We start from the raw sequence: 22,807 nt of genomic DNA on the forward strand, positions 1-22,807 counted from the left end.
GGTGGAGTGGGACCGCACCACCGCACCGGGTGCGCGCACCATCGGGTCCACTCAGCGGTCGGCCTCCCGGCCTCGGTGCGGTCCGGGCTCCTGTGGGTGGTGCGCCTGCCGGTCGCCTGAGCCCACCGCGCCGACATCGTCGGTGAGTATCGGGTGGACCGCGCCGGGTGCACTCAGCGGTCGGCTTCTCGCCGCGGTGCAGCCCGACGGCCGGGGATACGTTCTATGCGGCTGAACGCTGGTAATGGGATGGCAGGGCCTGTGCGAGCCAGTCGGGGGTGGCGCCCGCTCCCACCAGTCGCCCGTGCTCCTGCCCTGTGTCGCGGCCGACGCGAGCCCGCCGGAAGTGGATCCCGATCTCGCCGCGGCGGCCTCCTCCCACATCGAGGGTGTACCAGCAATTGCGCTCGGCTCCCTGGTCGCAGTCGCACGGCTTGCACATGCAGTGCTCACGGGCTGCCTTCAGCGGCATCCCCCATGCCGGGTGCTCCGGCAGCGAGTGCTGGGGGCCGAGTTGGGGATCGAGTTCCACGACCAGGTGGTCGGCGCCGGGGTGGACCTGGGCGACGCCGGCGGGGTGGGCGCAGTAATCGCTCGTGCCGCCCAGCCGCTCGAACACGGCGGCCTCCAGGCGTGCCTGGGCCCGGTCGGCAGCCGCCGGGACCGGGTCTTGCCCCTGGAGGGCTTGGAGGTGCTGGAGGCTGGTCTGGTGCCCGAGGTCCGTGCATCGGGCACGGTATCGGACCCTCTGGGTGAGGATTTCACCGTGACTCATCAACGTTCCTGACTGCGGACCGTCCGGCCCCGGCCCGCACAGGTAGGTGCGAACGGGTTGCGTGGTGGGGGTCGGGGCCTGGCTCCTTCGCATCCGCGAGAAAGAGCAGGGGCGTCTGGTCCGGAGAACGCCCTGCGGATGCCGGCCCACCGAGGGGGGTCACTGAGAAGTGTGCCGCCAGAACGGCCCGCTGACCGCGCATCATGACCAGAGAGCCATGTCCGCGGGTCAGTGCACCTAGAGTGACGCAATGAGCAACGATCCGGTCATATTGCGTCCAGCGGCCGAGGGGGATCCTCCGGTGCTTGAGCGGTTCCTGACAGATCCGGAGGCGACGGGGCCGTTCCAGTGGCTGGCTGGTCGGATCCCGGGCGTTGATCACTCGGGAAGGTACGCCCTTCGCGTGCCACCCGAGCCCCGATCCACAGGTCCTGAGCATTGCTCCCCCGGTGGCCGTGCCTCACTGCGGTGCGGTTCACTTCCTGTCGACCGTCGATTCAGGATTTTCACGCGAGAGCCAGGCCAGCAGCACGGCCGCGTTCACCGGACGTGCTCCCGCCCGCACCGCCCGGACGGCCACCTCGCGGTCCGTCGACACCACGACGATCGGTCGGCCGGGGGGCTCCGCCGCCACGAGCCGGTGGACGAACTCATCACTGGTGGTGCCGAGCCCGGGGAACAGCACCCGTACCCCGCGCGGTGTCACCGGCTCGGTCCCCGCCTCCGCTTCGGGGCGGTCGAAGACGCAGGTGGTCTCGGCCCCGGTCGGCACGGCGCGGGCTGCGAGTGCGTCGAGCAGCCTGAACCTCTGGGCGTCCAGGGGTAGTTCCGGGTAGCCGGACATGGCTACGTTGGAGCCGTCGATGATGAGGTGCACCCGGGGCAGGGCCAGCAGTGCGTCGAGAACGGCGGGGTCGGTCTCATGCAGCGCGCGCCGGGCACCGGCCTCGGCACTCCCCCGCTGCCCCCGGTCGTCGAGACGCAGGATCTCCACGTCGGTACCCAACTCGGGCACAGACAGAAGGGAGTCCGCGCTGATCACGAACCGTACGCGCGGCAACGGCCGCAACGGACGGATCAGGCTCTCGACGATGTTGCGGCGCGTGCCGGGACGGCACTCCTGAAGGTTGTCCAGGAGTACGACCACCATGTCCGCCGGATCGGCCAGTCGGGCCGTCCACTCCTCGGGGGAGTCGCCGGGCAGATCCAGCCGGCCGGCCAGGGCCCGCCACAGGTCGCCCGCGCTGGTGCGCGCCGCGTCCAGCAGGACGGTCCTGACCCTCCCGCCACCGTCGGATTCCCGGTCCTCGGCGCCGGAGAGGTGCGGGTCGAGGAGCCCGAGAAGCGTCGTCTTGCCCCAGCCGGGGTCCCCTGTCACGATCCTGGGCCGACGGTCGTCCGGCCGCCGCCGCAGCCAGTCCGAGACGGACCTCATGGCGTTCGCCTGATCGGAGGTCGGAAGCAGGAGCATGTCGGTCGTCAACGTGTGCGTCGTGGTCACCGACCGGCTCGATCCCGCGAAGAAGCGGTCGAAGCCGGACTCGTCGACCGGGCCCCAGCACACCATGCCCGGATTCTGCGCCCCCTGCTCGCGCCTCATCCGCACCCCGATGCGCGAGGCCAGTTCCGGCAGATCCGCCGGGCTCGCGGAACCGTGCCTGACGTCCGCGAGTTCTGCGGTGAGCGCCCGGGCGAAGGTGCTTCCGCGCTTGTCCTCCACGACCTGTACGCACGACAGGAGCCACAGCGGGGGTTGCGGGGTTTTCCCAGTGCCGGGCCGAACGGTGGAGACGGACGGATAGCAGGTGTCGAGGACGAACAGCAAGCCGCCTCGCGCGCCCGAGAAGGCCCGATGCAACTGCGCGACGGTGACGCCCCGGGCTCCGTCCGGTCCGTCGGCCCAGTCGCTGTCAAAGGTCATGAGCGTGGCCTCTCTGTCCGAACTGAACGCATGGCCCGCAAAGTAGACGACCACCGCGTCTCCGGTGCGCAGGCGGCCGCCTCGTACCCAGGACTCGATGGAGCGCAGCACGACCGACGCCGTGGGGTCGTGCGCCAGCTCGGGCAGCACGGCGGTGTACCCGTGCGCTTCGAATTCCGCGCGCACCCGTGCCACGTCCGCGGTCACCCCGGGAAGCGCTCCCGTGCGGGGGGCCCCGTACCGGGAGACCCCGATGGCGATCAGGAAGCGGCGGCCGCTGCCGTCCGGCCGGGGCGGGGACGGCACTTCAGCAGGGGTGGCGTCCGGCGGCGGTGCGGGCAGGTCGTCGGGCCGTACGACGGCGGGCCGCTCGTCGGCCGCCCGAGTGCCATGCTGGGGTGCGGGCCCCCTGCCCGGGTTCGTGGGGCCGGCCGGTGCGGTCGCCGGGGCCGAGGACCTGCGCCGTCGGCGACGGCGCACCAGGTTCTGTACGTCGGCCCAGTGCCGCGCGCCGGCCGGCAGGAGCATGGTGCCGTCCGGGTCGGCGAACGCCGCGGTGAAGCGTGGGGCGCCGGCCGGCACGTTGCGCTCGACGTAGGCGGAGACACTGGCGATGACCTGGTCGGCTTCGTCGCGGCGCAGGGTGCTCAGCAGGCGTTCGCGGACACCCGGAGTGAACTCGTACGCCTGCTGGAGCGGATCGTCGGCCGCGCCCGCTGTGGGGAGCCTGCGCAAGAGGCCGCTGAACACGACCTCGGCCAGGTCCGACGGCGGGCTGTCCGGCAGCATCGCCGACTGCACCAGTCGCATGACCGCGAGGTTGAGCGGGGCGGCGGACAGGTAGGCCGCGAGACGGAACGGCCGGGGCTGGGACTGCGCCAGGAACTCCTCGAAGCCGACCGGCTGCCGGGTGGGCGGCGGCATGAGGGGGCCAGAGGCCGCGGTAGCGCCTGCGGGCAGACGCACCGCCGCCCCGTCGAACTCGCCGGCGCCGCCCACCGCACGGGCCCACGGCGCCAGCCACTCCGGGCAGATGGCCAGCACCGGCACCGCGACCTCGCCCTGCTGCGGCGCGCGTGCGCCCAGCATGTACGGGGTGAAGCGCAACCGCGCGGGTGACCTGCCCGACTCGGCGCTGCGGAAGCGTCCCGGCTCCGGTGCCAGCGCCGTCTGTCCCCACAGATGCTCGGGCAGCGCCTGGAGGATCGCCGCCGGGCCGTTGCGGGCCCACTGCCGCAGCACCCCGCGCAGGGCGTCGCCGCCCCAGCCCGGATCGACTCCGTCGGTCAGGAGCAGGGTGACGGTGCGTCCGGTGGGATCGCTCGCGGTGGCCGGCGAACGCGGCACGCGGTGCGGGCCGGTGGCCAGCCCGGGGGAACCGTCGAGGCGACGGCGCAGCCAGTACGTGCGGATGTCACGGAAGGCGCCCAGCTCCTGGAGCATCCCCAGCAGTTCGCGGCCCAGTGGCTGCCACAGGGCGGCGCCGTCGCCGTGGACGTCGAGGACGAGCGCGAGGTCCAGCCACCGGTCCCGGGCGGGGACGAGGACGGGCATCCACGGGGCCTCGTCGGCGATACGCTCCGCGGTGGCGTCCTCGTCGAGAACGAGCCGCGTGGTCGAGGGGACCCGGCGTTTGAGCGGCCGCAGCGATCTGGCCAGGGCACGCCGGCGCGGCAGCGCGGACGCTCCGGCCACCCGGACGGGCGAGGCGGGATGAAGGAGCGCGCCCTCGGCGCCCGGCGCGTCGGCGTCCGGCAGGTACAGGCGGCCGTCCCCCTTCGCGCCGTCCTCGTGGCCGTCCGCCGCCGTAGCACCGGGCTCGATCTCCGCGTGGTCCGGTGACGGCTGAGCCGGCCCACCGGCGGCCTCGGCGGACGGCGGCTCGGACCTGACGACGGCCCCAGGAGGGAGGTTCGCGGCAAGCCACAGCAGCTCGGCGACCTCCCGCGAGCCGGCCGGTGACCCCTGCGGGTCGAGTGCGCCGAGCAGCGCGCCGAACCGTGCGATGCCGCCGCGCTCGCTGATCACTCGACGGGGGCCGTCACGTTCAGGTGCTGGAGCACCAGCCGTGCGATCCCGTCGGGATCCGGCGCGCCCTCTTGGACAGTCCTGCTCATCAGGTACACGGCGTTGAGCAGTTGGTCGGTGGCGAGCTCACCGGTCGCCGCACGTTCCAGGAACAGCCCGATGACGGCTTCGGCCTGCTCGTCGGCGCCAGGCAGATGGGCGCGCACGATCGCCCGCAGCCGCGTCTCATCCGTGGTGACAGACGGCAGTTGGAGGCGGACGCACCGCCTCAGGAAGGCGGGCGGAAACTCACGTTCCCCATTGCTGGTCAGGACGACGAACGGGAAGGCGCGGCACCGGACCGTGCCATTGCGCACCGTGACGTGGGCGCCGCCGTCGGCCGGCCGGACCGTGACCGTCGCGTGCGTGTCCGCGGCCCGCGCCAGCTCCGGGATCTCGAAGCCTCCCTCCTCAAAGACGTCGAGAAGGTCGTTCGGCAGGTCGATGTCACTCTTGTCGATCTCGTCGATCAGCAAGACCCGGGGCAGCGCGTACGGTGCCAGCGCGGTGCCCAGCGGGCCCAGGCTGACGAACCGGCCGAGATCCGCGGGCGCCGCCGGGTGTCCCTCCGGGCGGGCCCGGTGCCGGGCCACCCCTGCCTCCTCCAGTCGGCCCAGAGAGTCGTACAGGTACAGCCCGTCGCGCAGTGTCGTCTTGCTGTTCACAGGCCAGCGCAGCACGCCGCCCAGTCTCAGCTCGCTCGCCACCGCGTCCGCCAGCGTCGACTTGCCGACACCGGGGTCCCCGGTCACCAGCAGCGGCCTGCGCAGATACAGGGCCGTATTGACGGCTTCGACGATGCTGTCGTCGGCTTGGTAGGCCGCGGCACTCGGCAGTCGGCGCCGGCCCTGGGGAGGCACCTCCCGGACGAAAGGTGTGACTTCGTCCCGCTCGTCCCCGAAGTCGCGCCACGGCGGCGGATCGGGCAGGCGGTCGATCCCGTCGTGCGGGTCACCGACACCCCGATAGATCCTCCACTCGCTCAACGGGTCTGTCCTTCCTCGACGGTTGGAGCCGGGACCAGGGAAGTACGCGGGATCAGCCGGCTCGGGTCGTCCCACAGCAGGACGACGTGCTCACCGATGTGGTCCTCGCCCTCCGCCTCGATCTCGGCGTCGTTGCGCAGCTTGCAGATCCGGTCGGGCACCTTGTCCCGCGCCGTGGCGGCGAGGGACTCGCGTGCCCGGGTGAGGAACGCCGCGTCGGGACACGTGTCCCGGCCCGGTATGCCGCAGGGGCTGCCGCAGACCGGCGGGCCGGGTGCGGAACCCCGCCGCCACAGCATCATCGGCACTCCCGAGGTGAGCGCGACCGTGTACGCGTCGGCGACCGGTGGCCGGCCCGGCGACCCGGCCAGCGCCAGCGCGGCCAGCGCAGGGTCGTTGTTGAACGTGGCGTCGAGTGCCGCCTGACTCTGGCGGTCGCGCCCGCAGACGCAGACCAGCGCCTCACCCACCCGCTTGCCCTCCAGGTGGCGCCAGCGCTCCTCCCAGGCGGCGTGCAGGTGCGGGGCCTCGTGTCGTTCCAACGGCCTTACCACCAGGTCGTACTTGCGGCCCAGCGACCAGTAGCCGACGTCCGGCCACAGCTTCCAGGCCGCAAAGTCCTCGTCGAGGATCTCGCGGGGCAGGATCAGCTCGACCAGCCCCCGGCGCCGCACGGTGTCACCGATCAGTTCGACCTGCCGGGCCAGCAGGCCGGACAGCAGGGCGAGCGCCTCCCTCAGCGGCAGGGCCGCGGATTCCGGTGTGCCCGGCACGATGTCGTGCGGCGAGCGGTACCGCCAGGTCATTACGTGGTACAGGCTCCGGTCCCGCAGCGAGTGGCGGACCCTGCCGATCACGGACGGTCGCCTCACCGCGTCGCCCTCGCAGGCCAGCCGTGCCTGCACAGCGGCGCCCAGTCCGAGCCGGCCGGCGGCGATCAGCACTTGGTCGCGCAACGCGGCCACCGCCTCAGAGGAGGCGGCCGGTGGCCTCTGCGCCTCACGGGCCAGGTCGGCGCAGTAGGCGAGTTCGTAGGGCAGTTCGCCGGGGGGCGGGGCGAGGCGGGCGGTCAGCTCCGTGTACACGTCGCGGCGGGTCAGCAGGGGGCGATCCGGCAGCTGTGTGCCGGGTGCGGCGGCAGCCAGGAATGCCGAGGAGTGCGAATCCGCGGTGTCTTGAGGGTCGGGCAGGGCGGCGAGCAGGCCGAGAAAGCACCGGTCGTCGGTCCGCTCGGCGCTGACCTCGCCGAAGAGGTCCTGTTCCACCCGGTCGGAAAGCGTGTGCCACCGCGGGTCCGTTCGGTGGAAGCGGTCGTGCCCCTCGATGACGGTCCGGTACACCTGCGGGTCGATAAGCCGCAGCGCGTCGACCGGGACCGCGTACCCGCCCATCGTGGTCTCCTCCCGGCGGGTGGCTTTGACGACCGCGCACACCCCGGTTCCGGCGTGGTCGAGCACGGGACCTCCCGACAGACCCGGATTGATCTCGCCCGCGACGAGTTCCAGCAACTGGCCGCCCGCCTGGGCGGTACGGCCGCCGGCCGTCAGCATCACCCGGCGCGGCGCGGCCGCGTTGGCCTCCAGCGTGTCGGTGAAACCCAGCGCCGTCAGGGCCGTCCCCTGCGCGGGTCCGGCCATGTCCAGCCACACACAGGGATGGCCGTCGGGCGGTTCGAGCAGTTCTACGACGGCCAGATCGGGAAACGCGTACAGAACGCCGCCACGGTCGGGTGTGTCCGCAGAGGCCGCCCTGACCACGCCCTCGTGGTCCCGGCCGCACCAGCGCACCCGTACGGGCAGCCCCGCTTCGCCCCCGGCCACGTGGGCGCAGGAGACGACGAACCCGGGGGCAACGAAGAATCCGGTTCCGTCACTCGCGCCGTCGACGAACACGCGGCATTCCTCCAGGAGTTCCTGGAGCGCGGCGATCGGGCTGAATCCTCGCATGGCGACCGTCGGAGTCTCGGAGGGTGGAGCGGGACGGCCTCACGCCGCGTTGGGTGACGCGGGCGCGGCAGGAGCGTTCGGGGGAGGAGCGGAGGACGGGGTAACGGGATCGGGCTGGGGAGGCGCGGCGGCCGGTGTGAGCTCCGACGCCGTCCACTTCAGCGCCACCTTAAACGTGGCCTTGCCCCCGACACCCGTGATCGCGGCGACCACTCCGTTCTTGCCGGCGGCCAGTTCGAGTCCGAACTCGACGCTCACCTCGCCGGGCCGGGTGGCCGCCACTGCGGCACGCACGTTCTCCGCGACGGTGCGCAGTGACTCCTGGAAGCCTTCGACACGTTGGGCGACCTGGTCGCCGAGACCGGTGTCCCGCACCCCCTGCCGCTCCACCATGGCCCACACCGTCTGCCCGTCGGGCATGGTGAGTTCGACCGGCTGCTGCTGTGCCAAGGTCCCCCTCAGGAACGGTGTGACAGTCGCGCTGCCGGACATCCTACGACGTCGGGGGACGGGAGAGGCCGCCGCCAGGCAGGCGGCGGCGTCCTCCCCGTGTGGGTCCTGGAAAGCCGTGCGCGTCAGCTGGATGCCGGTGGGAGCCGTGTCCTGGATGTACGAGGCGAAGTCAGCCACGTCATTGAAGGCGAAGCCGTAGGCACGACCCTCCTGGGTGGCGACGTGGATGGTCTTGGCGTGGTTCCGAAAGTGGCGGGTGAGCTGCGCGCACCGGCGCCTGGAAGCCGCTCTTGCCACAACACGCCGACCCCGGCCAGGAGTTCAGCGATCACAGCTGCCGACAGGCCTGCGATCTTCCGGTCGCTGATGATCGCTGTGCGCATCGCGTTCCCCACCACGCAGCCATGATCGACCAGGCAGCGCTCGACGTCTCAGCGCCAAGCGTGCACGAGGTCGTTAGGCCGTGCGTTTGTCGGCGGCACGCTTCCTGACAACCCTGCGACCGGCACCCGACGGATGTGGTCATTTTCCCGCTCGGGGCAGCCGCCAGGAGTCTTCGGCCCGGTCAGCGATAGTCGTTGAGCCAGTCGCCCGGGATCAGGTCACGAATGCGGTCAAGGTCTTCTGCCGTCCTGCCGCGGGCCAGGATGGCCGCGCCGTCGTCGTCGCGCAAAAGGGCGTCTTGGCCCAGGAACCACCGGGTCTCCTCGCCGATGGGGTATGCCGGGAACGGCAGTCGGACGTAGTTCCGCTCCAGGAGCTCGAGGCTGCCGACATCCGGGGCGAGGAAGTCGCAGAGCTCTTCATCGGCCTGCAGGGACTCCGACAAGATGATCTCAACGAAACAAAGGGAAAGACGCTCCAGCCAACCCGCCCACCGCTCGGCGCTCTTGTCAGCAAGATCAAGCCGGATGAGCACTGCAGGATCGTCATCCTGGAGGCTGTCGAGGAGGATGCCCCAGGATGCGGCCCCCTGATTCTCGTGACGGAAGACCAGCGCCTCCTTGCCTTCATCGACATACAGTTCTGCAGGGCCGAGCAGCACATCGTGGTTGCTGGTGAGATCCAGCCGACGTCCGAAGAGCAGATACGCCTCGCGCAACGCCGCCGGCAGCCGGACACCCAGCCTCTCCTCGGCAGCGTCGAGGTCGGCTTCCGTCCATCCGTCATCGCTTCCCAGGGCGGCACCGACCCAGTGGGCGGTGAAGCCCTGGATGAAGGTCCATGCACCACTACGGCCCCCGACGCCGCTGGCGAGCGACGCGGCAAGATCGAACTCATGTGTCACGCCAGGACGATATCCGTCCCGCTCATCAGCCCACTTCGCGCCCTGACACGGCGACCCGCTGTTTCTGAAATCAGGCAACATTCTCGACCTGCTTGATCAACATCTGTTGCCTGCACTCGGCGTCAATCGTTCTCATCTCACACCAACGAAGCCAGCTGGTACGTGACGTCGGTCAGTTCATCGAACGGGGCCAGCTGCGCTGGGGCATCGAGGGGCGGTGTCAGGAGTGCCCCGAGGGGTGGTGCGAGACGGGTACGGGGCTGGCCCCCAGGAAGTCAGGCAAGTGCTGCTGGCTGAGTACGGGGCGGTTCGGCTGCGTCTGGACGGTAAGGGCGGCAGTCTCGTTCCGGTTCTGCGGGAGATGAACGGCCTGTCCCTGGGCGAGGCCCGGCTGGGGGCGGCCGACCTCAGCGAAGAGGGCCTCATCAGCACCTTCGTGGAGATGACGCTCCTGGCGCAGGGTCTTGGAAGGTGGTCCGTCGCCACGACGCTGGTTTCGTCGCAGTCTGACCCCCGGGGGGATGCACCCCGGACAGCGAAGCCGTCTTGAAGCGTCGTGGATCGAGATGATGGAGGTGTCTCTGCGCCATTTCAATCAGACCGGCTGGACCGCGATCTTCAACAGCACCGACACCGAGACCGGCCGCACGGTGCGTGTGGAGGGCTGGGACCAGGTGGCCGGGACGGCGCTGGTCGTCGACCCCATGCGTGGTGCCCTGCGGGCGGTGACGGACTATGAGGACTTCTCGCACTGGAGCGAGCCGACCAGGTCGTGGCCGCGGTACCTGGTGGAGGGTGGCAGGTCCACTGGACAGACGAAGGCACCGGAGGAACGCCGCTGACGGAACAGGTGCTGACCTCACAGGGCCGGGCGACAGCCATCGCGGTCGATACTCAGGGGCACGTCGAGGATGCCGGCAGCGCTGACGCCTTCATCCCGCCGAGCAAGAGCCCCGCACGCTGGCCCGTGCGGGCGAACATCGGCCGGAGGCGGAGTAGCGAACCGTTTCGCGAGGACAGGTAGCTGCCATGACTCTCCTGCGTACCCGGCAGCCCAGCACCAGCGTGCTCCTCGCGGCCGCCGTCCCTGTCATCCTTGCGGCCCCTCACCGGCCTGACCCCAGCTCACGCCACCAGCCCGGGCCCAGCCGCCGCACCCCAGGACAAGATCGCCTGCCCCGGCGGCTTCGTATGCATCCATCCCGACATCAACTTCGTCGGGCACCGCATATGCCGGGGTGCGAGGTCCTTCACATGACGAGCCCTGAAACCCGTGAGCCGGCGGGGGCGGTGCCGGTACTGGCCCCGCACGGAGGCGTCGACATCGACGCCCTGCCCCCGCTCCAAGCCCAGGCCGTCACCGCGCTCGCCCAGCACGGTGCGCTGATCCTCGACGCGAGCGGCATCGAGTTCGCCGACTCCTCGTTCCTGCGCCTGGTCCTGACCCTCCACGACCAGGGCGACCTCGAAATCGCCAACCCGTTCTATCCCGTGCAACGCCTCCTGCACGTCGTCGGCGCCGACACCTTCCTCAACCGCTGCCCCACCCTCGAAGCCGCCCAGCAAGCCAGCCACCCCTGACGGTGGTGGCCTCACACAGTCCCCAGCAGCCTCAGGTGCGCCGACGCGAGAACCACCGGCCGGGCTTTTGCCGCTCCGGCTCCGTCTGCTCCTGGCCTTCCTGGGCGTGGCGCTCGGCACGGTGATGAAGCGTCTGGGCAAGCTGCACGGCGACGAGAGTTCGCCGCTTGCACCGGTCACAGAGGGAGGGGTACGTGTCCACGGGGGATGCCCCAGCCGGGGGCCTGGGCCGCCTTCCAGCGTTCATCAGTGAACTTCGCCGAACAGCGCGCACACGCCGGACGCCGCGCTTCCCGCTCCACCGCCCGGCGTTCGGCCTTCTGACGCTCCCGTTGCCGGGTCTCGCGCTCACGGGCCGGCTGCCGATCGCGTTGAACAGGGCCTGCGGGCCGGAGCGGCCCAAGCGACTGAAGACCTGGCCGTGCGGGCCATGGGCGCGGAGGTCGTACAGGGTGGCCGTGACGACGGCAATCTTCCTGTCGTAGGAGTGCTAGTCCTCGTCGTACGCCTTGTCCCCGGCCCACAGATGGCGGTAAGAGCTACCAGGCGCGGGATGGTGCGCTGCGGGCTGCGGGCACCGGCCGTCCAGGGGCTGGGGGGTGTCAGGCTGCCTGCCGCAGCGCTTTGGAAGGCGTGCGCACCGCCCGCTGGCGTCGGTCGAGGGCGGGCGGTGCGCCACGTGCAGCCGTCCAGTGACGCCGTCCGTTAACCAGCAGAGATCAACTGATCGGCGCAGCAGTGAATCGATTCGCCGGGTGAATGGGGGTCTTCGTTGATCAAGACGGCTTCCCGGAGCTGTGATCCTGGGCCTCGCATTGTCAGCGGATCGACGAACGGCAGCAGTTCGGTCGACGATCCCCCCACTGAACGGAGCTCACCTTGTCAACTCGTCGTGTCGTGAACAGCGTCCTTGCCTCCCTCGCGCTGGCCCTGGCCTCTGTCGGCGCCGTCACCCTGAGCGCCGGTCCTGCGGCGGCCAATCCCTGCGGCTTTTATGAGACCTCCTCCGACGCCTACTACAACCACTGCACCTCGGACGGCTCGCACATCGTCATCGAGGTCGACGACTGGGGGCCCAACAGTGAACGGTGCGTGGTGCCCGGCGTGACCTGGCTCGGCTCCAGCTCCGACATCGACGGCGCCTGGTACACCGGCCGCACCTGCTGAGCCGTCCTGCCGTTCCGGGCCGCCCGATGTTGTCCCGTGAATGACCTCCGGCATCATCCAGTGAGGTTGTGGAGGCGTGCCATGCCGAGCATGGCGTGGTGGACGCCGTCGCCTTTGAGTCGGCAGTCGCGCAGGATCTTCCAGCTTTTCACGTGGGCGAGGGTGTGCTCGACGCGGGCGCGGACCATGAGTTGGGAGGCGTTGTGGTCCTCCTTCCAGGTTGGTAGTTCTTCGTTCTTGTGCCGGCGGTGGTGCGGGATGGTCAGGCCCGGTGCCGCGGTAGCCGCCGTCGGTGATCACCCTGGGAGTGGTGCCGCTGGCGGCCTTCGCGCCGGAGTCCTGCCGGGCCCGGCAGCCGTTGCGGTTACCGGGCAACGTCATGCTCCTCGCGACTGCTACCGAGATGCCACACAGACCACGACCGGAGCCCTCAACGTGGAGCCGGCCGGCAGCGGTCCCCCTTGAACCGTGCAGCCTCGCGCCTCCACCGTGTGGAGGTCCCGCACCGACCACCGCGCGCTCCGGGGTTGCGAGGTACTTCTACGCGTTGTGGGTTCTGCGGCCCGTCGTGGAAGCGATGCCCAGCCAGGTGTGTCGGTTGTTTGCCCAGCACCAGCCGACCTTGGGTGCGTTGCGGCGCTCGCGGCCATCGCGGCCGGTGCCGTTGCTGATCCAGAGTGCCGGCGTGCGGGCGTCGAGTGCGCCGTTGTCTTTGCGCAGGCGAGCGCCAATGGTCATGAAGCAGTGGTTGCGTTCGAGGACGGTGGGCTGCTGCAGCACCCAGTGGATGCCTTCGGTGAGCAGCAAGGGGGTTCGGGTACCTGCGGTGATGGCGGGGAGCGCCTCTTCCGGGCTCCAGTTGGCCATCTGGTCGCCACGGTCGAGGCCGGTGAGGAGGTAGAGCGGAGTGCCGGGCAGCGCAAGCGTGTCGAGTGGGGCGAAGCGGTCGACGTCCGCCATGTCGGTGACGACAAAGCCCTCCTTGCCGTCACGGCGGAGCAGCGGCGCCAGGGCGGAGGCGGGTGCGTGGTCCGGGTGAACGGCGAGTAGAACGTCTTCGTCGCTGGTGTGGGTTTCGGCGGCTGCCGCGAAGGTGCGAAGCTCGGTGGCAGGTAACCCTGCCAGCTCGTGCACCCCCAGTTCGATGAGTCGTTCCGCCTGCGCGCTGGGCGTGGGGAGTGCGGAGGCAAGAGTGGAGGCGGCTGGCGTGGTTCCGGGCACGAGACTCCTAAAGGTAGCAACGTGGCTGAGCTCAGGGGCAACGAAACGCCTCACCGGAAAGTTCCTGCTGCTGCTACTTAAAGAGCGTTTTCTCCAAGCAAGGATGTTTGGAAACGCCGACCAGCCGGTCAAGGTCTGGGAGGTCGCGTCGACGCGGTTGGGGTGCCCTGAGCCTGCCGGGGTCGATGTCAGCGCCGGGTGAGAGGATCGCGTTCATGCCTCTGCCTCAGCCCGGTGACCTAACGTCGCTGATCCTGCGCACCGACTTCGGTGACGACGGGGCCTGGGATGCGGTGCGTATCGCACTCGACGCTGCTGGCGAGTATCCCCACGCCACGTATGTCAGCGACGTTCGCTTCGCTGCCGTGGACGTCCAGGCACTGCTGGACGAAGAAGCTGCTGCGGAAGAAGACGACCGGATCATCGACTTGTTCCTTGCGGACGCGACCACGATGGACGATCCGGATCACCCTCTTTTGGCCGTGGACCTGTCGGACGAACCTGGGCGAACGTTCAGGGTTCCGGCTCAGTGGTTTCCTGACGTGTCAGCCAACCTCAGCATCGCCAATATGGACTTTGCGGACTTCGCCGATGCCGCTGATGGATCAGGAACGTTCCGCGGCTTTGACGGGGGGCTGAGGCCTCTCTGCTGAGGTTCGTCCGGGGGGAGCTATGTGTCGCGCCAGTTCAGCGTGGGCTTCACGCGTGAGTCTGCGGCTCATCAGGTCGATCATCGCGATGCGGATCATGGCTTCGGATCGGTGGGGATGGGTTTCGTAGTCGCGGGCGAGACGGCGGTGATGCATGAGCCAGCCGAAGGTCCGCTCGACGACCCAGGGCCGCGGAATCACTTTGAAGCCCTTCTGAGCGGGGTTGCGGCGGGTGACCTCGACGTCGATGCCCAGGCGGGCGCCGTGGTCGATGACCTTGGTGCGATAGCCGGTGTCGGCCCATACCTTCGTGACGCGGGGGTGGCCTTCGGATGCCACCGGCGTTGTCGGAGACGCTGGCGGCGGTGACCAGCACGCCCAGGAGGAGGCCGAGCGTGTCGACGCCTATGTGACGTTTGCGGCCCTCGATCTTCTTGCCCGCGTCGATGCCCTGGCCGGCCGCGGGCACATTGGCCTAGGTCTTGACGCTCTGGGCGTTGAGAAGGCAGGCGCTGGGCTCGACATCGCGGCCTTCGGCCTTCCGGACCAAGCGCCGCAGGAGGCCGTTGAGCTGGTCGAAGACCTCGTCCTTCTGCCAGGCGGCGAAGTATCCGTAGACGGTTTCCCACGGAGCGAAGTCGTGTGGCAGATACCTCCATGGGATGCTGGTCCGGTCGACGTAGAGGCTGGCGTCCATGATTCGGCGCAGATCGTGTTCGGGCGGCCGGCCGATGTCCAGGCCCTTCCCCCTTCGCTCGGTCGCCAGGCCGTCAGAGTCGGTTCCAGCAGTTCCCAACGGGCATCGGACAGGTCGCTCGGATACGGTCGCGGTCCGCGAAGCATGTTTCTGTAGTAGCAATGGCGGCCTTCCCGTTGCAGGGCGCAAACAGGCGCGACCGGGGGCGCGTTGGGATCAGACAGGAGCGAAGGGATCGAAACGGACCCTCGAAAGACGGCACCCGCCCCGCCTGCCACAACAGACGTCCGAAGCCTCAGCCGACCCGAGCCGTTCTGCCACCTGAACTGCGATGAAGCACCCCTGCCGGGATAAAACGATCTTTTAAAGAGCGTTTTATCCCGGCAGGGGTGTTTGACGCCCTATATGGGTGGCCGAGTGAGCTGGGACTGCTGAAGCTAGGGTCGCTGTCCGTGATGTGAGAGACGGCTGACTCGATCGCCGGAGACGTTTCCGCCCGTTCGCTCCTGTCTGATCCCAAGGCGCCCCCGTCACCCCTGTTTGCGCCCTGTGACTGCGTGTCTGCCGACGGAACTATCGAAACATGTCCCGACAGCGGCCGTATCCGAGCGACCTGTCCGATGCCCGATGGGAACTGCTTGAGCCCATTCTGTCGGCCTGGCGGGCCGAGCGGCGAGGGAAGGGCCCGGACATCGGGCGGCCGCCCGAGCACGACCTGCGGCGGATCATGGACGCAGTCTTGTATGTGGGCCGGACCGGGATCCCCTGGCGCTACCTTCCCCACGACTTCGCGCCATGGGAAACCGTCTACGGATACTTCGCTGCCTGGCAGAAGGACGGCGTGTTCGACCAGCTCAACGGCCTGCTCCGCCGACTAGTTCGGGAGGCCGCAGGCCGAGATGCCGAACCAAGCGCGTGCGTGCTGGACGCCCGGAGCGTCAGGACCTCGGCCAACGTCCCGGCCGCCGGGCAAGGCATCGACGCGGGCAAGAAGATCGCCGGACGCAAGCGCCAAGTCGGCCTCCTCGTCCAGCCGCGCCTCGGTGAACCTCGCTTAGTTCTTGAGTCATAGGGACATCGCCAAACCGCCATCCACGGCATCGCAGACACACGGCTTGCCCACTCGATCGCGCCACTTGAACCATGGACAGCTGCGAGGCCACCACGAGGCCTGAGCGGTGGGCCAACCGATCGACGCGTCTCCGCAGGCTTCGTGTGCGGATCGTGGTCCGTGCCGTTGGAGACAACCGTCGTTCCGCGCCCCGCAGCAGCCGCAGTTCGCATCAGTCGAGGGTGTTACTACGGGCGGCCCGCAGAATCTCGTCGGAGAGCCCGGGCTCGACGTGGCGTACGGCGCGGGCGATCATCAGTGCGCCGACCATTTCGCTGAGCAGGCGGATGGCCTTCTGGCGGGCTTCGGCCGGGTCGGGGTCGTGGCCCTTTGCCTCGGCTTCACGCAGGAACTCGGTGGCGAAGCCGGTCAGATAGCCTCGACGCCTTCGGCGTAAGCGCTTTGCACCGCTTCGTTCAGCCGTACGGCGTCGGTGACCAGGGAGGCGGAGGGACAGCCGCCGTTCGCGTCGTCACGGTGTGCGGTGGACAGATACCCGGCCACGACGTTTTTCAGCGGAGGGCCGGCCTTGTCCTGACCGTCCTCGATCATGGCGGCCAGGCTCTCGTGTGAGGCTGCGAAGGAGGCCCTGCAGTCCCGACATCCACCGTGAGCTGCTCGCGGTGCATGTGCTCGGTGACGTCGTCGCCGTCGAACTGCGGATTCAGGGGACGCATCTCGGCGCGTTCCCGACTCCGGTCGGCGACATCCCTCCCACCGGAAGCCGCATCGACGTGCCGACGGCGGACCTTTGGTACCTCCGTGAGGGAAAGATCGAAACGTTCAACTGCTACAACGCGGCGCACGTACTGCTCGCGCAGATCGGGGCCACCCCCGACTTCACTTCGGCGATCGAGGCCGCCAGGACGGCTGCCACAGGGGCGTAGCACCACCGCACGGCGCCCAGCAGGCCACAGAGCTTCGCCGGGCCGGCCACCGCCGGCCGGCCCGGCCTGCTCGTCGTGCGCCCGCTGCTTCCCCTACGCGGACGGGCACACCGATCAACCGCATGCCCGCCACGGCCCTCGACACCCACGTCATCCCAACGCAATCCGCTCATGTATCAGATGACGATCTACACCCTGCGCACGGCAGAAGCGCTCGAGCAGTACGCCACCGTGCACTGGCCGAGGCATCTGAGCAGCATGCCCTCATTCGACGTCACCGTGCACGGCTTCTGGACCGATCACGAGGCCGGCGTTCACCGATCGATCGCCCTGCTCCCGTTCGACCAGGGGCAGACCCCGCCGCGTTCGCCGCCGCCTACCTGCCGAGCACCGAACCGGAGGCGGACACGCAGGGCTTCGACATCATCGCCGTCGAGGACCTGCTACTCGATCCGGTCGCCGAGTTTTCCCTGTTCCGGGCGTCACGCGCCGCGGCGAAAAGACCGAGCGCTCTCACCATGGGACTGCACATCCTTCGGTGCAACTCCTGGTCATGGAAGGTACTTCGCTGAGCACGTGGGTGAGCGGCATCACCGTACGGCAAGCCGTCGTCGTCCACCTCCACGCTCTACCGCGCCACGCAGCGACTGGGCAGGGCTTGGGTGTTCCAGCGGATGCGGCTGTCGACCTTCGTTGTGACCGGGTGCGCTGGTTGGCTTCGACGGACACTCGGCGCCAAGTCCCGGCTTTCTCGCGCGCATGGGTGCCGGTTGTCGTCGTCCATCACCTCACCGGCGTGTTCTTCCTGGCTGCCCCGCCTCCGTGGCGCTTTCGTCGTGAGTTACAGGGGGCTGTCTGGGACGGCTCATTGGATCGAGGTGCTTGGTCCCGCGTCTCGAAGCGGCCTTCCAGGCGTGCCTTGCCGCTCACGCCGCAATCCCTGTCGGGGTTCGCAACGGTCACCTCGGTTCGCCAGTCGGCAATCACCTGGATGACGGAGGTGCCTGCGGCGACCGTCCGCTCCTCAGCGTCTCCGCCAGGTGGACAGGCGACGACGTCCTGGGCGCCGAATCCCCGTCGCGCCCGGCGGCGTTCGCCCTGGCCGAGACGCCGGACCGGGCCGAGCGACGACCAGCCGAGCGGTTCGCTGGTATGGGCCGTGAGGGACACGACGAGGAGACGTACGAGGGCGGCACCTGAACCTGCTGGCCCGATCCTCAGCACTGAGCCTCGGCCGTCGCGCGACGACACGCCCAGCCCTCCAGCACAGCCCTCCGGCCACCGCTCACCGACAAGAGCAGAATCTTCGATCCCGAACAGCTCATGATCGACGTGCGGTCCCCTGGGCGTGGGGCGGGCACAACTCCACGCCCAGGAGGCGGAGAGGTGTCAGCCGGTGGGGCCGGTCCAGCCGGTGGGGAGGTGGGCGAGGCGTACCCGCTGGGGATGGTCGCCGACGGGCACAGAGGTGATCTTCCGGCCGGTGGTGAAGCTGATGGCTGTGACCTGGTCCGCGCCGCTTTCGGAGATGATGCATGCCTCGCCGTCGCCGCTCACGGTGGCCCAGTACGGTTTGGAGGCGGTGATCAGTGGGCCTTCCTGCAGGGTGGCGCGGTCGACAACGGAGGCGTAGTTGTCCATGGTTCCGGCGATGCAGAGCTTGGTGCCGTCCGGGTTCATGGACATGCCGTGGTGGCGGGAGTCGTTGACGTAGGTGGTGCGGTCGTCGCTGGTGCCGGGGTTTTTCGGCAGGGTCTTCATTCTGGTGATCTTGTCCGCGGCGACGTCGTACTCGAAGAAGCCGTTGAAGAACGAGACCTGGAAGTACATCTTGGACTCGTCGGGCGTGAACGCGACCGGCCGGATCGAGTCGGAGAAGTCTTTGCCGCCGGGATAGGCGTTCAGCCGATCCCGCATGTCGATGGTCTTGACCACCTTGAGCGTCTGGGCGTCCGCCACGGTGATCTTTCGGTCGCCCTTGAGGAAGTCCTGCCAGGGGGCGTCGAAGTCGTTGTTGACCTCGCCGATCGACATGTTCCATATCTTGCCGTCACGGGTGAAGACGTTCTCGTGGGGCTTGTCGCCGGTGGCGAAGGAGCCGATCTGACGCCCCGTGTTGATGTCGAGCACGTGCACGGCGTTTCCTGTGGAAGCCGACACTGCCACCCGCGACCCGTCGGGGGAAACTGCCATGTGGTCGGCCCGGTAACCTGATACGCGGAAGCGCCACTTGAGTGCCCCCGTGGTGGTGTCGATGGAGGCCACATCGCCGAAGCTGGGGCGCGACACCACGATCGCCGAGCCGTCGGGGGTGGTGTACATGTCGTCGACGAACTGGTCGTGGCCCTCTCCGGCGGTCTCCCGGATGCCCAGGAAGAAGATCAGCCGGATGGGGTCGGTGTAGATCTCCCTCAGTCGCTCGCTCTTGTCGGGGACCAGGTTGATCCGGCCGACCTTGGAGAAATCACCGGCGGACTTGATGACGTCTGCGGTGCCCTCCCAGTTGTTGCCGACCAGCATCACTTCCTGGAGAGCAGGTTCGGCGTGGGCCGTGCTCGCGGGCACCAAGGTGCCGGCGGCCATCAGGGCCGCTGCGGCCATGCTCCACAGCCGCCGGCCGTTGGTGCGGGGGCCGCCTTCGGCGCGCCGATGAGAGCCGAGCAGGGCGGAGGGTGGTGCAGTGTGCATGTTTCGCTCCTCTGCAGGAAGTGAGGTGCCGGGTGGGCAGGAAACTGGAGCACTGTGCGGTGAGTCCGCCCGCGGTCGAGCACGAAGCGACTCCGTGCGGAGAGACCGTGGTAGTCCTTGCCGACGGGTCTACGGCTCACGGTTCGCCCGAGGAGTCCGCGCGCCTCGCGGGCGTGACGCGCACCCTCAAGTCTGAACACCGTCTCATTCAGACTTGGGTTACCGGATAGTAGGGAGGGGTTGGGACGCGGCGCAAGGCCTGTGCGGCAGGATTGTGTGAACGAGGAGGCAGGAAGGGGTGGCAGTGGCGGGAAGAATCACCCCGTCCGAGGGCCGGTACGGAGGCCGGAATGCGGCCGAGCGGCGGGCGGAGCGGCGCGAGCGGTTCCGCACAGCGGGCCTGGACCTGTTCGGTGCCGGACCGGGGTACCGGGCCACCAGACTGGGCGACCTGTGCAAATCGGCAGGCCTGTCGACCCGTCAGTTCTATGAGGAGTACCGCACCCTGGAGGACCTCTTGGCCGACCTCCACCTGTACGTCAACGAGATCGCCGAGAACGCCGTCGTCGACTCGCTGCCCCAGGTCCAGGAGCTTCCCTTGGCGGAGCGTGTCAGCGCCTGCACGCGCGCCTACCTCAGAGGGGCCGCCGGTGATATGCGGCATGCCCGTATCACCTACGTCGAGATCGTCGGCGTCAGCCCTCGCATCAACAACCAGCGCCTGCAGCGCCGCGCCATCTGGATCGAGTTGCTGAACCACCTGGCGGACGAGGCCGTGGAACGCGGGGAAGCGCCGCCCGACAACTACCGTCTCGCCTCAGCGGCCCTCATCGGCGCCATCAACGGCCTGATGCACGACTGGGTCGTCGGCTGGGTGACCGCCACACGGGAAGAGATCGCCGATGAACTCGTGCGCATCATTCTCGGCAGGTACCGGCCCACCGGTTGACCGCGGCCGGAGAGGACCGGCAACTGCCCGGATTCGGTCGCCCTGGCGCGGGTGAACCTCGACGCGACGCCACGGGGTTGCGTGGTCCATCGGCACGGCGTTCATCTGCCCGCCGTGGGACGCCGGTCCACCGTGGTTCCCGGGCTGGACCCCGTTCTGCGTGCGGACCACCGCACCCGATTCCAGGTCGACGACCATCATCTGGCCGGTGGTGTTGTTGTCGGTCCGACGGCCGCTCCGGGGGCGTGGCAGACCAGCCCTCCGGTGCCGCGTACTCCAGCGCGGCGGCATTGCGCTCACGGTCGGCGGCCATCATGACCGGGCGACGGGCAGGTGCAGGCATCCTGCTGCCGACCGGTGAGTGAACCGTCCGCATGACGGAGCGGGCCCTCGATCCCGGTGGGCGGCCCACTTACGGTGGCCCCTCGCGGCTCGCGGTCCGAGTGCCCTTGGCGCCTGGCCGGGGCGTACGCCCGGGCCGGTGCGCCGCCCCTCCCGCCGGCAGGTCATCGAGGGTGGGGCCAGCCCGCCCCACGCGCAGGCGGTGGCGCCCACGCGAGCTCGGCCCGACCTAGCCACCACCCCCAACAAATGGACGTGCCGTTCATTTAATGACTATATGGACGAGGCGTTCATATAAAGCCAAAGAACGACGAGGAGTTCCCATGAACACGTCCGCACCCGACCGCGCCGCTCTCGTCACCGGCGGCTCCGGCGGCATCGGCCGCGCCACGGCCGAGAGGCTGGCCAAGGACGGCGTCGCGGTTGCCGTCCACTACGCCGGCAACCGGGCCAAGGCGGAGGAGACCGTCGCAGCCATCACTGCGGCCGGCGGCCGCGCGATCTCCGTAGGCGGCGACGTCGCCGACGAGAACGCGATGCGTACCGCCTTCGAGACCGTGGATTCCGCATTCGGCGGCATCGACGTCGTGGTGAACACGGCCGGCATCATGGTCCTCGGCCCGGTCGCGACCTTCGACCTCGACGAACTGGACCGCATGCACCGCACCAACATCCGCGGCACGTTCGTCGTCAGCCAGCAGGCCGCGCGAAGCCTGCGCCCCGGAGGCGCGATCATCAACTTCTCCACGTCCGTGGTCCGCACCCAGTTTCCCCAGTACGGCGCCTACGTCGCCAGCAAGGCCGCCGTGGAGGCCATGACCCTCATCCTCGCCAGGGAACTGCGCGGCCGCGACATCACCGTCAACGCCGTGGCCCCCGGCCCCACCGCCACCCCTCTCTTCCTCCGGGGCAAGGACGAGGAGACCGTCGCCAAGCTCGCTAAAGCGGCCCCGCTGGAGCGCCTCGGCAAGCCGGAGGACATCGCCGAGACCGTCGCCTTCCTCGCCGGCCCGGCCCGCTGGGTCAACGGCCAGGTCATCTACACCAACGGCGGCCTTGCGTAACCCCCCTGAGCGGCCCGACTCAACCGGCCGCAGCCACCCCCTCTGAAAGGCCCCCGTGTCCTCCACCAGCAACGTCGTCGTCATCACGGGCGCCTCCAGCGGTTTCGGCGCCCTCACCGCCCGGGCCCTGGCAGACGCCGGCCACACCGTGTACGCGGGCATGCGCAACACCGCGGGCCGCAACGCGCCGCAGGTCCAGGCCGCGGCCGACTACGCCCGCGAGCACGATGTCGACCTGAGCTCCATCGAACTCGACGTGAACGCGCAGGACTCCGTCGACGCGGCCGTAGCGCAGGTCGAGGCCGAGTCCGGCCGGATCGACGTGCTCATCCACAACGCCGGCTACATGGCCACCGGCCCCGCCGAGGCCTTCACCCCGGAACAACTCGCGGATCTCCACGACGTCAACGTGCTCTCCACCCAGCGCGTCAACCGCGCCGCGCTGCCCGGCGTGCGCCGCCGGGGCCGGGGGCTCGTGCTCCGGGTGTCCAGCAGCAGCGTCAAGGGCGGCACTCCCCCGTATCTCGCCCCCTACTTCGCGGCCAAGGCCGCCATGGACTCCCTCGCGGTGTCCTACGCGGCCGAGCTGGCCCGCTGGGGCATCGAGACCACGATCGTCGTACCCGGATCGTTCACCAGCGGCACCAACCACTTCGCCCACTCCGGCCGCCCCGCGGACACCTCCGTCGAGGCCGAGTACGCGACGAAGTACCCCGGGCTCATGGATCAGGTCGCGGAGAAGCTGGCGGCACTCGGCCCCCGAGAACGCGAACGCGTCCATGGTCTCCGACGAGATCGCGCGCATCGTCGCCCTGCCTGAGAGCAACCGGCCCTTCCGCGTACACATCGACCCCGCGGACGACGGGTCACAGGAGGTCTCGGACAACGCCGACCGCATCCGTGCCACGTTCCTGGAGCGGATCGGTCTCGCCGACCTGCTGGGCGGCGGACACTGACCTCGCCCGGAGGCGTGCGGGCTTCGGCCCCGCACGCCTCCGGCACGGACCGCAGCGC

17 protein-coding genes and 5 pseudogenes are annotated in these 22,807 nt (G+C 69.4%); 10 read left to right on the plus strand and 12 right to left on the minus strand.

Translation table 11 applies throughout. The features are described from left to right. Positions 1–223 precede the first annotated feature (223 nt). The 7 genes and pseudogenes from BLW14_RS00510 to BLW14_RS00540 form a co-directional block, all read right to left on the minus strand. Positions 224–775, minus strand: a complete 552-nt coding sequence (locus BLW14_RS00510) for a hypothetical protein (RefSeq protein ID WP_093703216.1) — start codon at positions 773–775, stop codon at positions 224–226. 475 nt (positions 776–1,250) lie between these two features. Continuing rightward, positions 1,251–4,724: an NYN domain-containing protein gene (locus tag BLW14_RS35600; protein ID WP_107468430.1), complete on the minus strand. Its 3,474-nt coding sequence runs from the start codon at positions 4,722–4,724 to the stop codon at positions 1,251–1,253. Then, positions 4,721–5,749, minus strand: coding sequence for an AAA family ATPase (locus tag BLW14_RS00525; RefSeq protein ID WP_093703218.1), 1,029 nt, complete (start codon positions 5,747–5,749; stop codon positions 4,721–4,723). The genes BLW14_RS35600 and BLW14_RS00525 overlap by 4 nt, the downstream gene beginning before the upstream one ends. After that, positions 5,746–7,695, minus strand: a complete 1,950-nt coding sequence (locus BLW14_RS00530) for a VMAP-C domain-containing protein (protein WP_093703220.1) — start codon at positions 7,693–7,695, stop codon at positions 5,746–5,748. The genes BLW14_RS00525 and BLW14_RS00530 overlap by 4 nt, the downstream gene beginning before the upstream one ends. A 39-nt stretch (positions 7,696–7,734) precedes the next feature. Next, a complete protein-coding gene (locus BLW14_RS34345; protein WP_177153862.1) occupies positions 7,735–8,145 on the minus strand; it encodes a CU044_2847 family protein in 411 nt (136 codons plus the stop codon). Between the two features lie 111 nt (positions 8,146–8,256). Further along, positions 8,257–8,409, minus strand: a pseudogene (locus tag BLW14_RS34910) (beta-1,3-glucanase family protein); the annotation flags it as partial. Between the two features lie 304 nt (positions 8,410–8,713). After that, complete coding sequence (locus tag BLW14_RS00540; protein ID WP_093703224.1) at positions 8,714–9,436, minus strand: SMI1/KNR4 family protein; 723 nt, start codon at positions 9,434–9,436, stop codon at positions 8,714–8,716. A 283-nt stretch (positions 9,437–9,719) separates the two neighbouring features. On the opposite strand from BLW14_RS00540, the gene BLW14_RS00545 reads away from it, so the two are divergent. The 4 genes from BLW14_RS00545 to BLW14_RS34350 all read left to right on the plus strand — a co-directional run bounded on the left by BLW14_RS00545 (position 9,720) and on the right by BLW14_RS34350 (position 12,184). Next, positions 9,720–9,986, plus strand: a complete 267-nt coding sequence (locus BLW14_RS00545; protein ID WP_256332616.1) for a hypothetical protein — start codon at positions 9,720–9,722, stop codon at positions 9,984–9,986. Between the two features lie 16 nt (positions 9,987–10,002). After that, positions 10,003–10,278, plus strand: a complete 276-nt coding sequence (locus BLW14_RS34915) for a hypothetical protein (protein WP_256332617.1) — start codon at positions 10,003–10,005, stop codon at positions 10,276–10,278. 412 nt (positions 10,279–10,690) lie between these two features. Next, complete coding sequence (locus BLW14_RS00560) at positions 10,691–11,017, plus strand: STAS domain-containing protein (protein WP_093703226.1); 327 nt, start codon at positions 10,691–10,693, stop codon at positions 11,015–11,017. 879 nt (positions 11,018–11,896) lie between these two features. Continuing rightward, the gene (locus BLW14_RS34350; protein ID WP_177153863.1) at positions 11,897–12,184 is read left to right on the plus strand and encodes a DUF6355 family natural product biosynthesis protein; all 288 of its coding nucleotides are present in this window, start codon (positions 11,897–11,899) and stop codon (positions 12,182–12,184) included. Positions 12,185–12,237: 53 nt separating this feature from the next. On the opposite strand, the pseudogene BLW14_RS00565 reads toward BLW14_RS34350, so the two are convergent. Together BLW14_RS00565 and BLW14_RS00570 are read right to left on the minus strand one after the other, a co-directional pair. Continuing rightward, a pseudogene (locus tag BLW14_RS00565) lies at positions 12,238–12,559 on the minus strand (transposase); the annotation flags it as partial. 165 nt (positions 12,560–12,724) lie between these two features. After that, entirely contained in the window at positions 12,725–13,405 is a 681-nt protein-coding gene (locus BLW14_RS00570) for a DUF5701 family protein (RefSeq protein ID WP_093703228.1), read from the minus strand. Between the two features lie 215 nt (positions 13,406–13,620). Here BLW14_RS00570 and BLW14_RS00575 point away from each other — a divergent pair, with 215 nt between their 5' ends. After that, a complete protein-coding gene (locus BLW14_RS00575) occupies positions 13,621–14,058 on the plus strand; it encodes a DUF6924 domain-containing protein (RefSeq protein ID WP_093703229.1) in 438 nt (145 codons plus the stop codon). A gap of 45 nt (positions 14,059–14,103) precedes the next feature. Here BLW14_RS00575 and BLW14_RS00580 read toward each other — a convergent pair. Then, positions 14,104–14,898: pseudogene (locus tag BLW14_RS00580) on the minus strand (IS5 family transposase); the annotation flags it as partial. A gap of 437 nt (positions 14,899–15,335) precedes the next feature. Here BLW14_RS00580 and BLW14_RS00585 point away from each other — a divergent pair. Further along, positions 15,336–15,770: pseudogene (locus BLW14_RS00585) on the plus strand (transposase); the annotation flags it as partial. A 462-nt stretch (positions 15,771–16,232) separates the two neighbouring features. On the opposite strand, the gene BLW14_RS34355 reads toward BLW14_RS00585, so the two are convergent. Next, on the minus strand, positions 16,233–16,415 hold the full coding sequence (locus BLW14_RS34355; protein ID WP_093703231.1) for a hypothetical protein: 183 nt from the start codon (positions 16,413–16,415) through the stop codon (positions 16,233–16,235). Positions 16,416–16,432: 17 nt separating this feature from the next. Between BLW14_RS34355 and BLW14_RS00595 the strand changes: the two genes are divergently transcribed. Continuing rightward, entirely contained in the window at positions 16,433–16,750 is a 318-nt protein-coding gene (locus tag BLW14_RS00595) for an ester cyclase (protein ID WP_256332618.1), read from the plus strand. Positions 16,751–18,139: 1,389 nt separating this feature from the next. Here BLW14_RS00595 and BLW14_RS00600 read toward each other — a convergent pair. Beyond that, on the minus strand, positions 18,140–19,351 hold the full coding sequence (locus BLW14_RS00600; RefSeq protein WP_093703233.1) for a YncE family protein: 1,212 nt from the start codon (positions 19,349–19,351) through the stop codon (positions 18,140–18,142). 391 nt (positions 19,352–19,742) lie between these two features. Between BLW14_RS00600 and BLW14_RS00605 the strand changes: the two genes are divergently transcribed. From BLW14_RS00605 to BLW14_RS00615, 3 genes and pseudogenes are all read left to right on the plus strand, one after another. Beyond that, positions 19,743–20,387 (plus strand): TetR-type transcription factor C-terminal domain-containing protein, encoded by a 645-nt coding sequence (locus tag BLW14_RS00605; protein ID WP_093703235.1) that lies wholly within the window; start codon positions 19,743–19,745, stop codon positions 20,385–20,387. A 665-nt stretch (positions 20,388–21,052) separates the two neighbouring features. Next, positions 21,053–21,793, plus strand: a complete 741-nt coding sequence (locus tag BLW14_RS00610; protein WP_093703237.1) for an SDR family oxidoreductase — start codon at positions 21,053–21,055, stop codon at positions 21,791–21,793. A gap of 55 nt (positions 21,794–21,848) precedes the next feature. After that, a pseudogene (locus tag BLW14_RS00615) lies at positions 21,849–22,749 on the plus strand (SDR family NAD(P)-dependent oxidoreductase). The last annotated feature ends 58 nt before the right edge of the window (positions 22,750–22,807 follow it).

This window comes from Streptomyces sp. 2131.1, from assembly GCF_900105515.1.
Taxonomy (GTDB): domain Bacteria; phylum Actinomycetota; class Actinomycetes; order Streptomycetales; family Streptomycetaceae; genus Streptomyces; species Streptomyces drozdowiczii.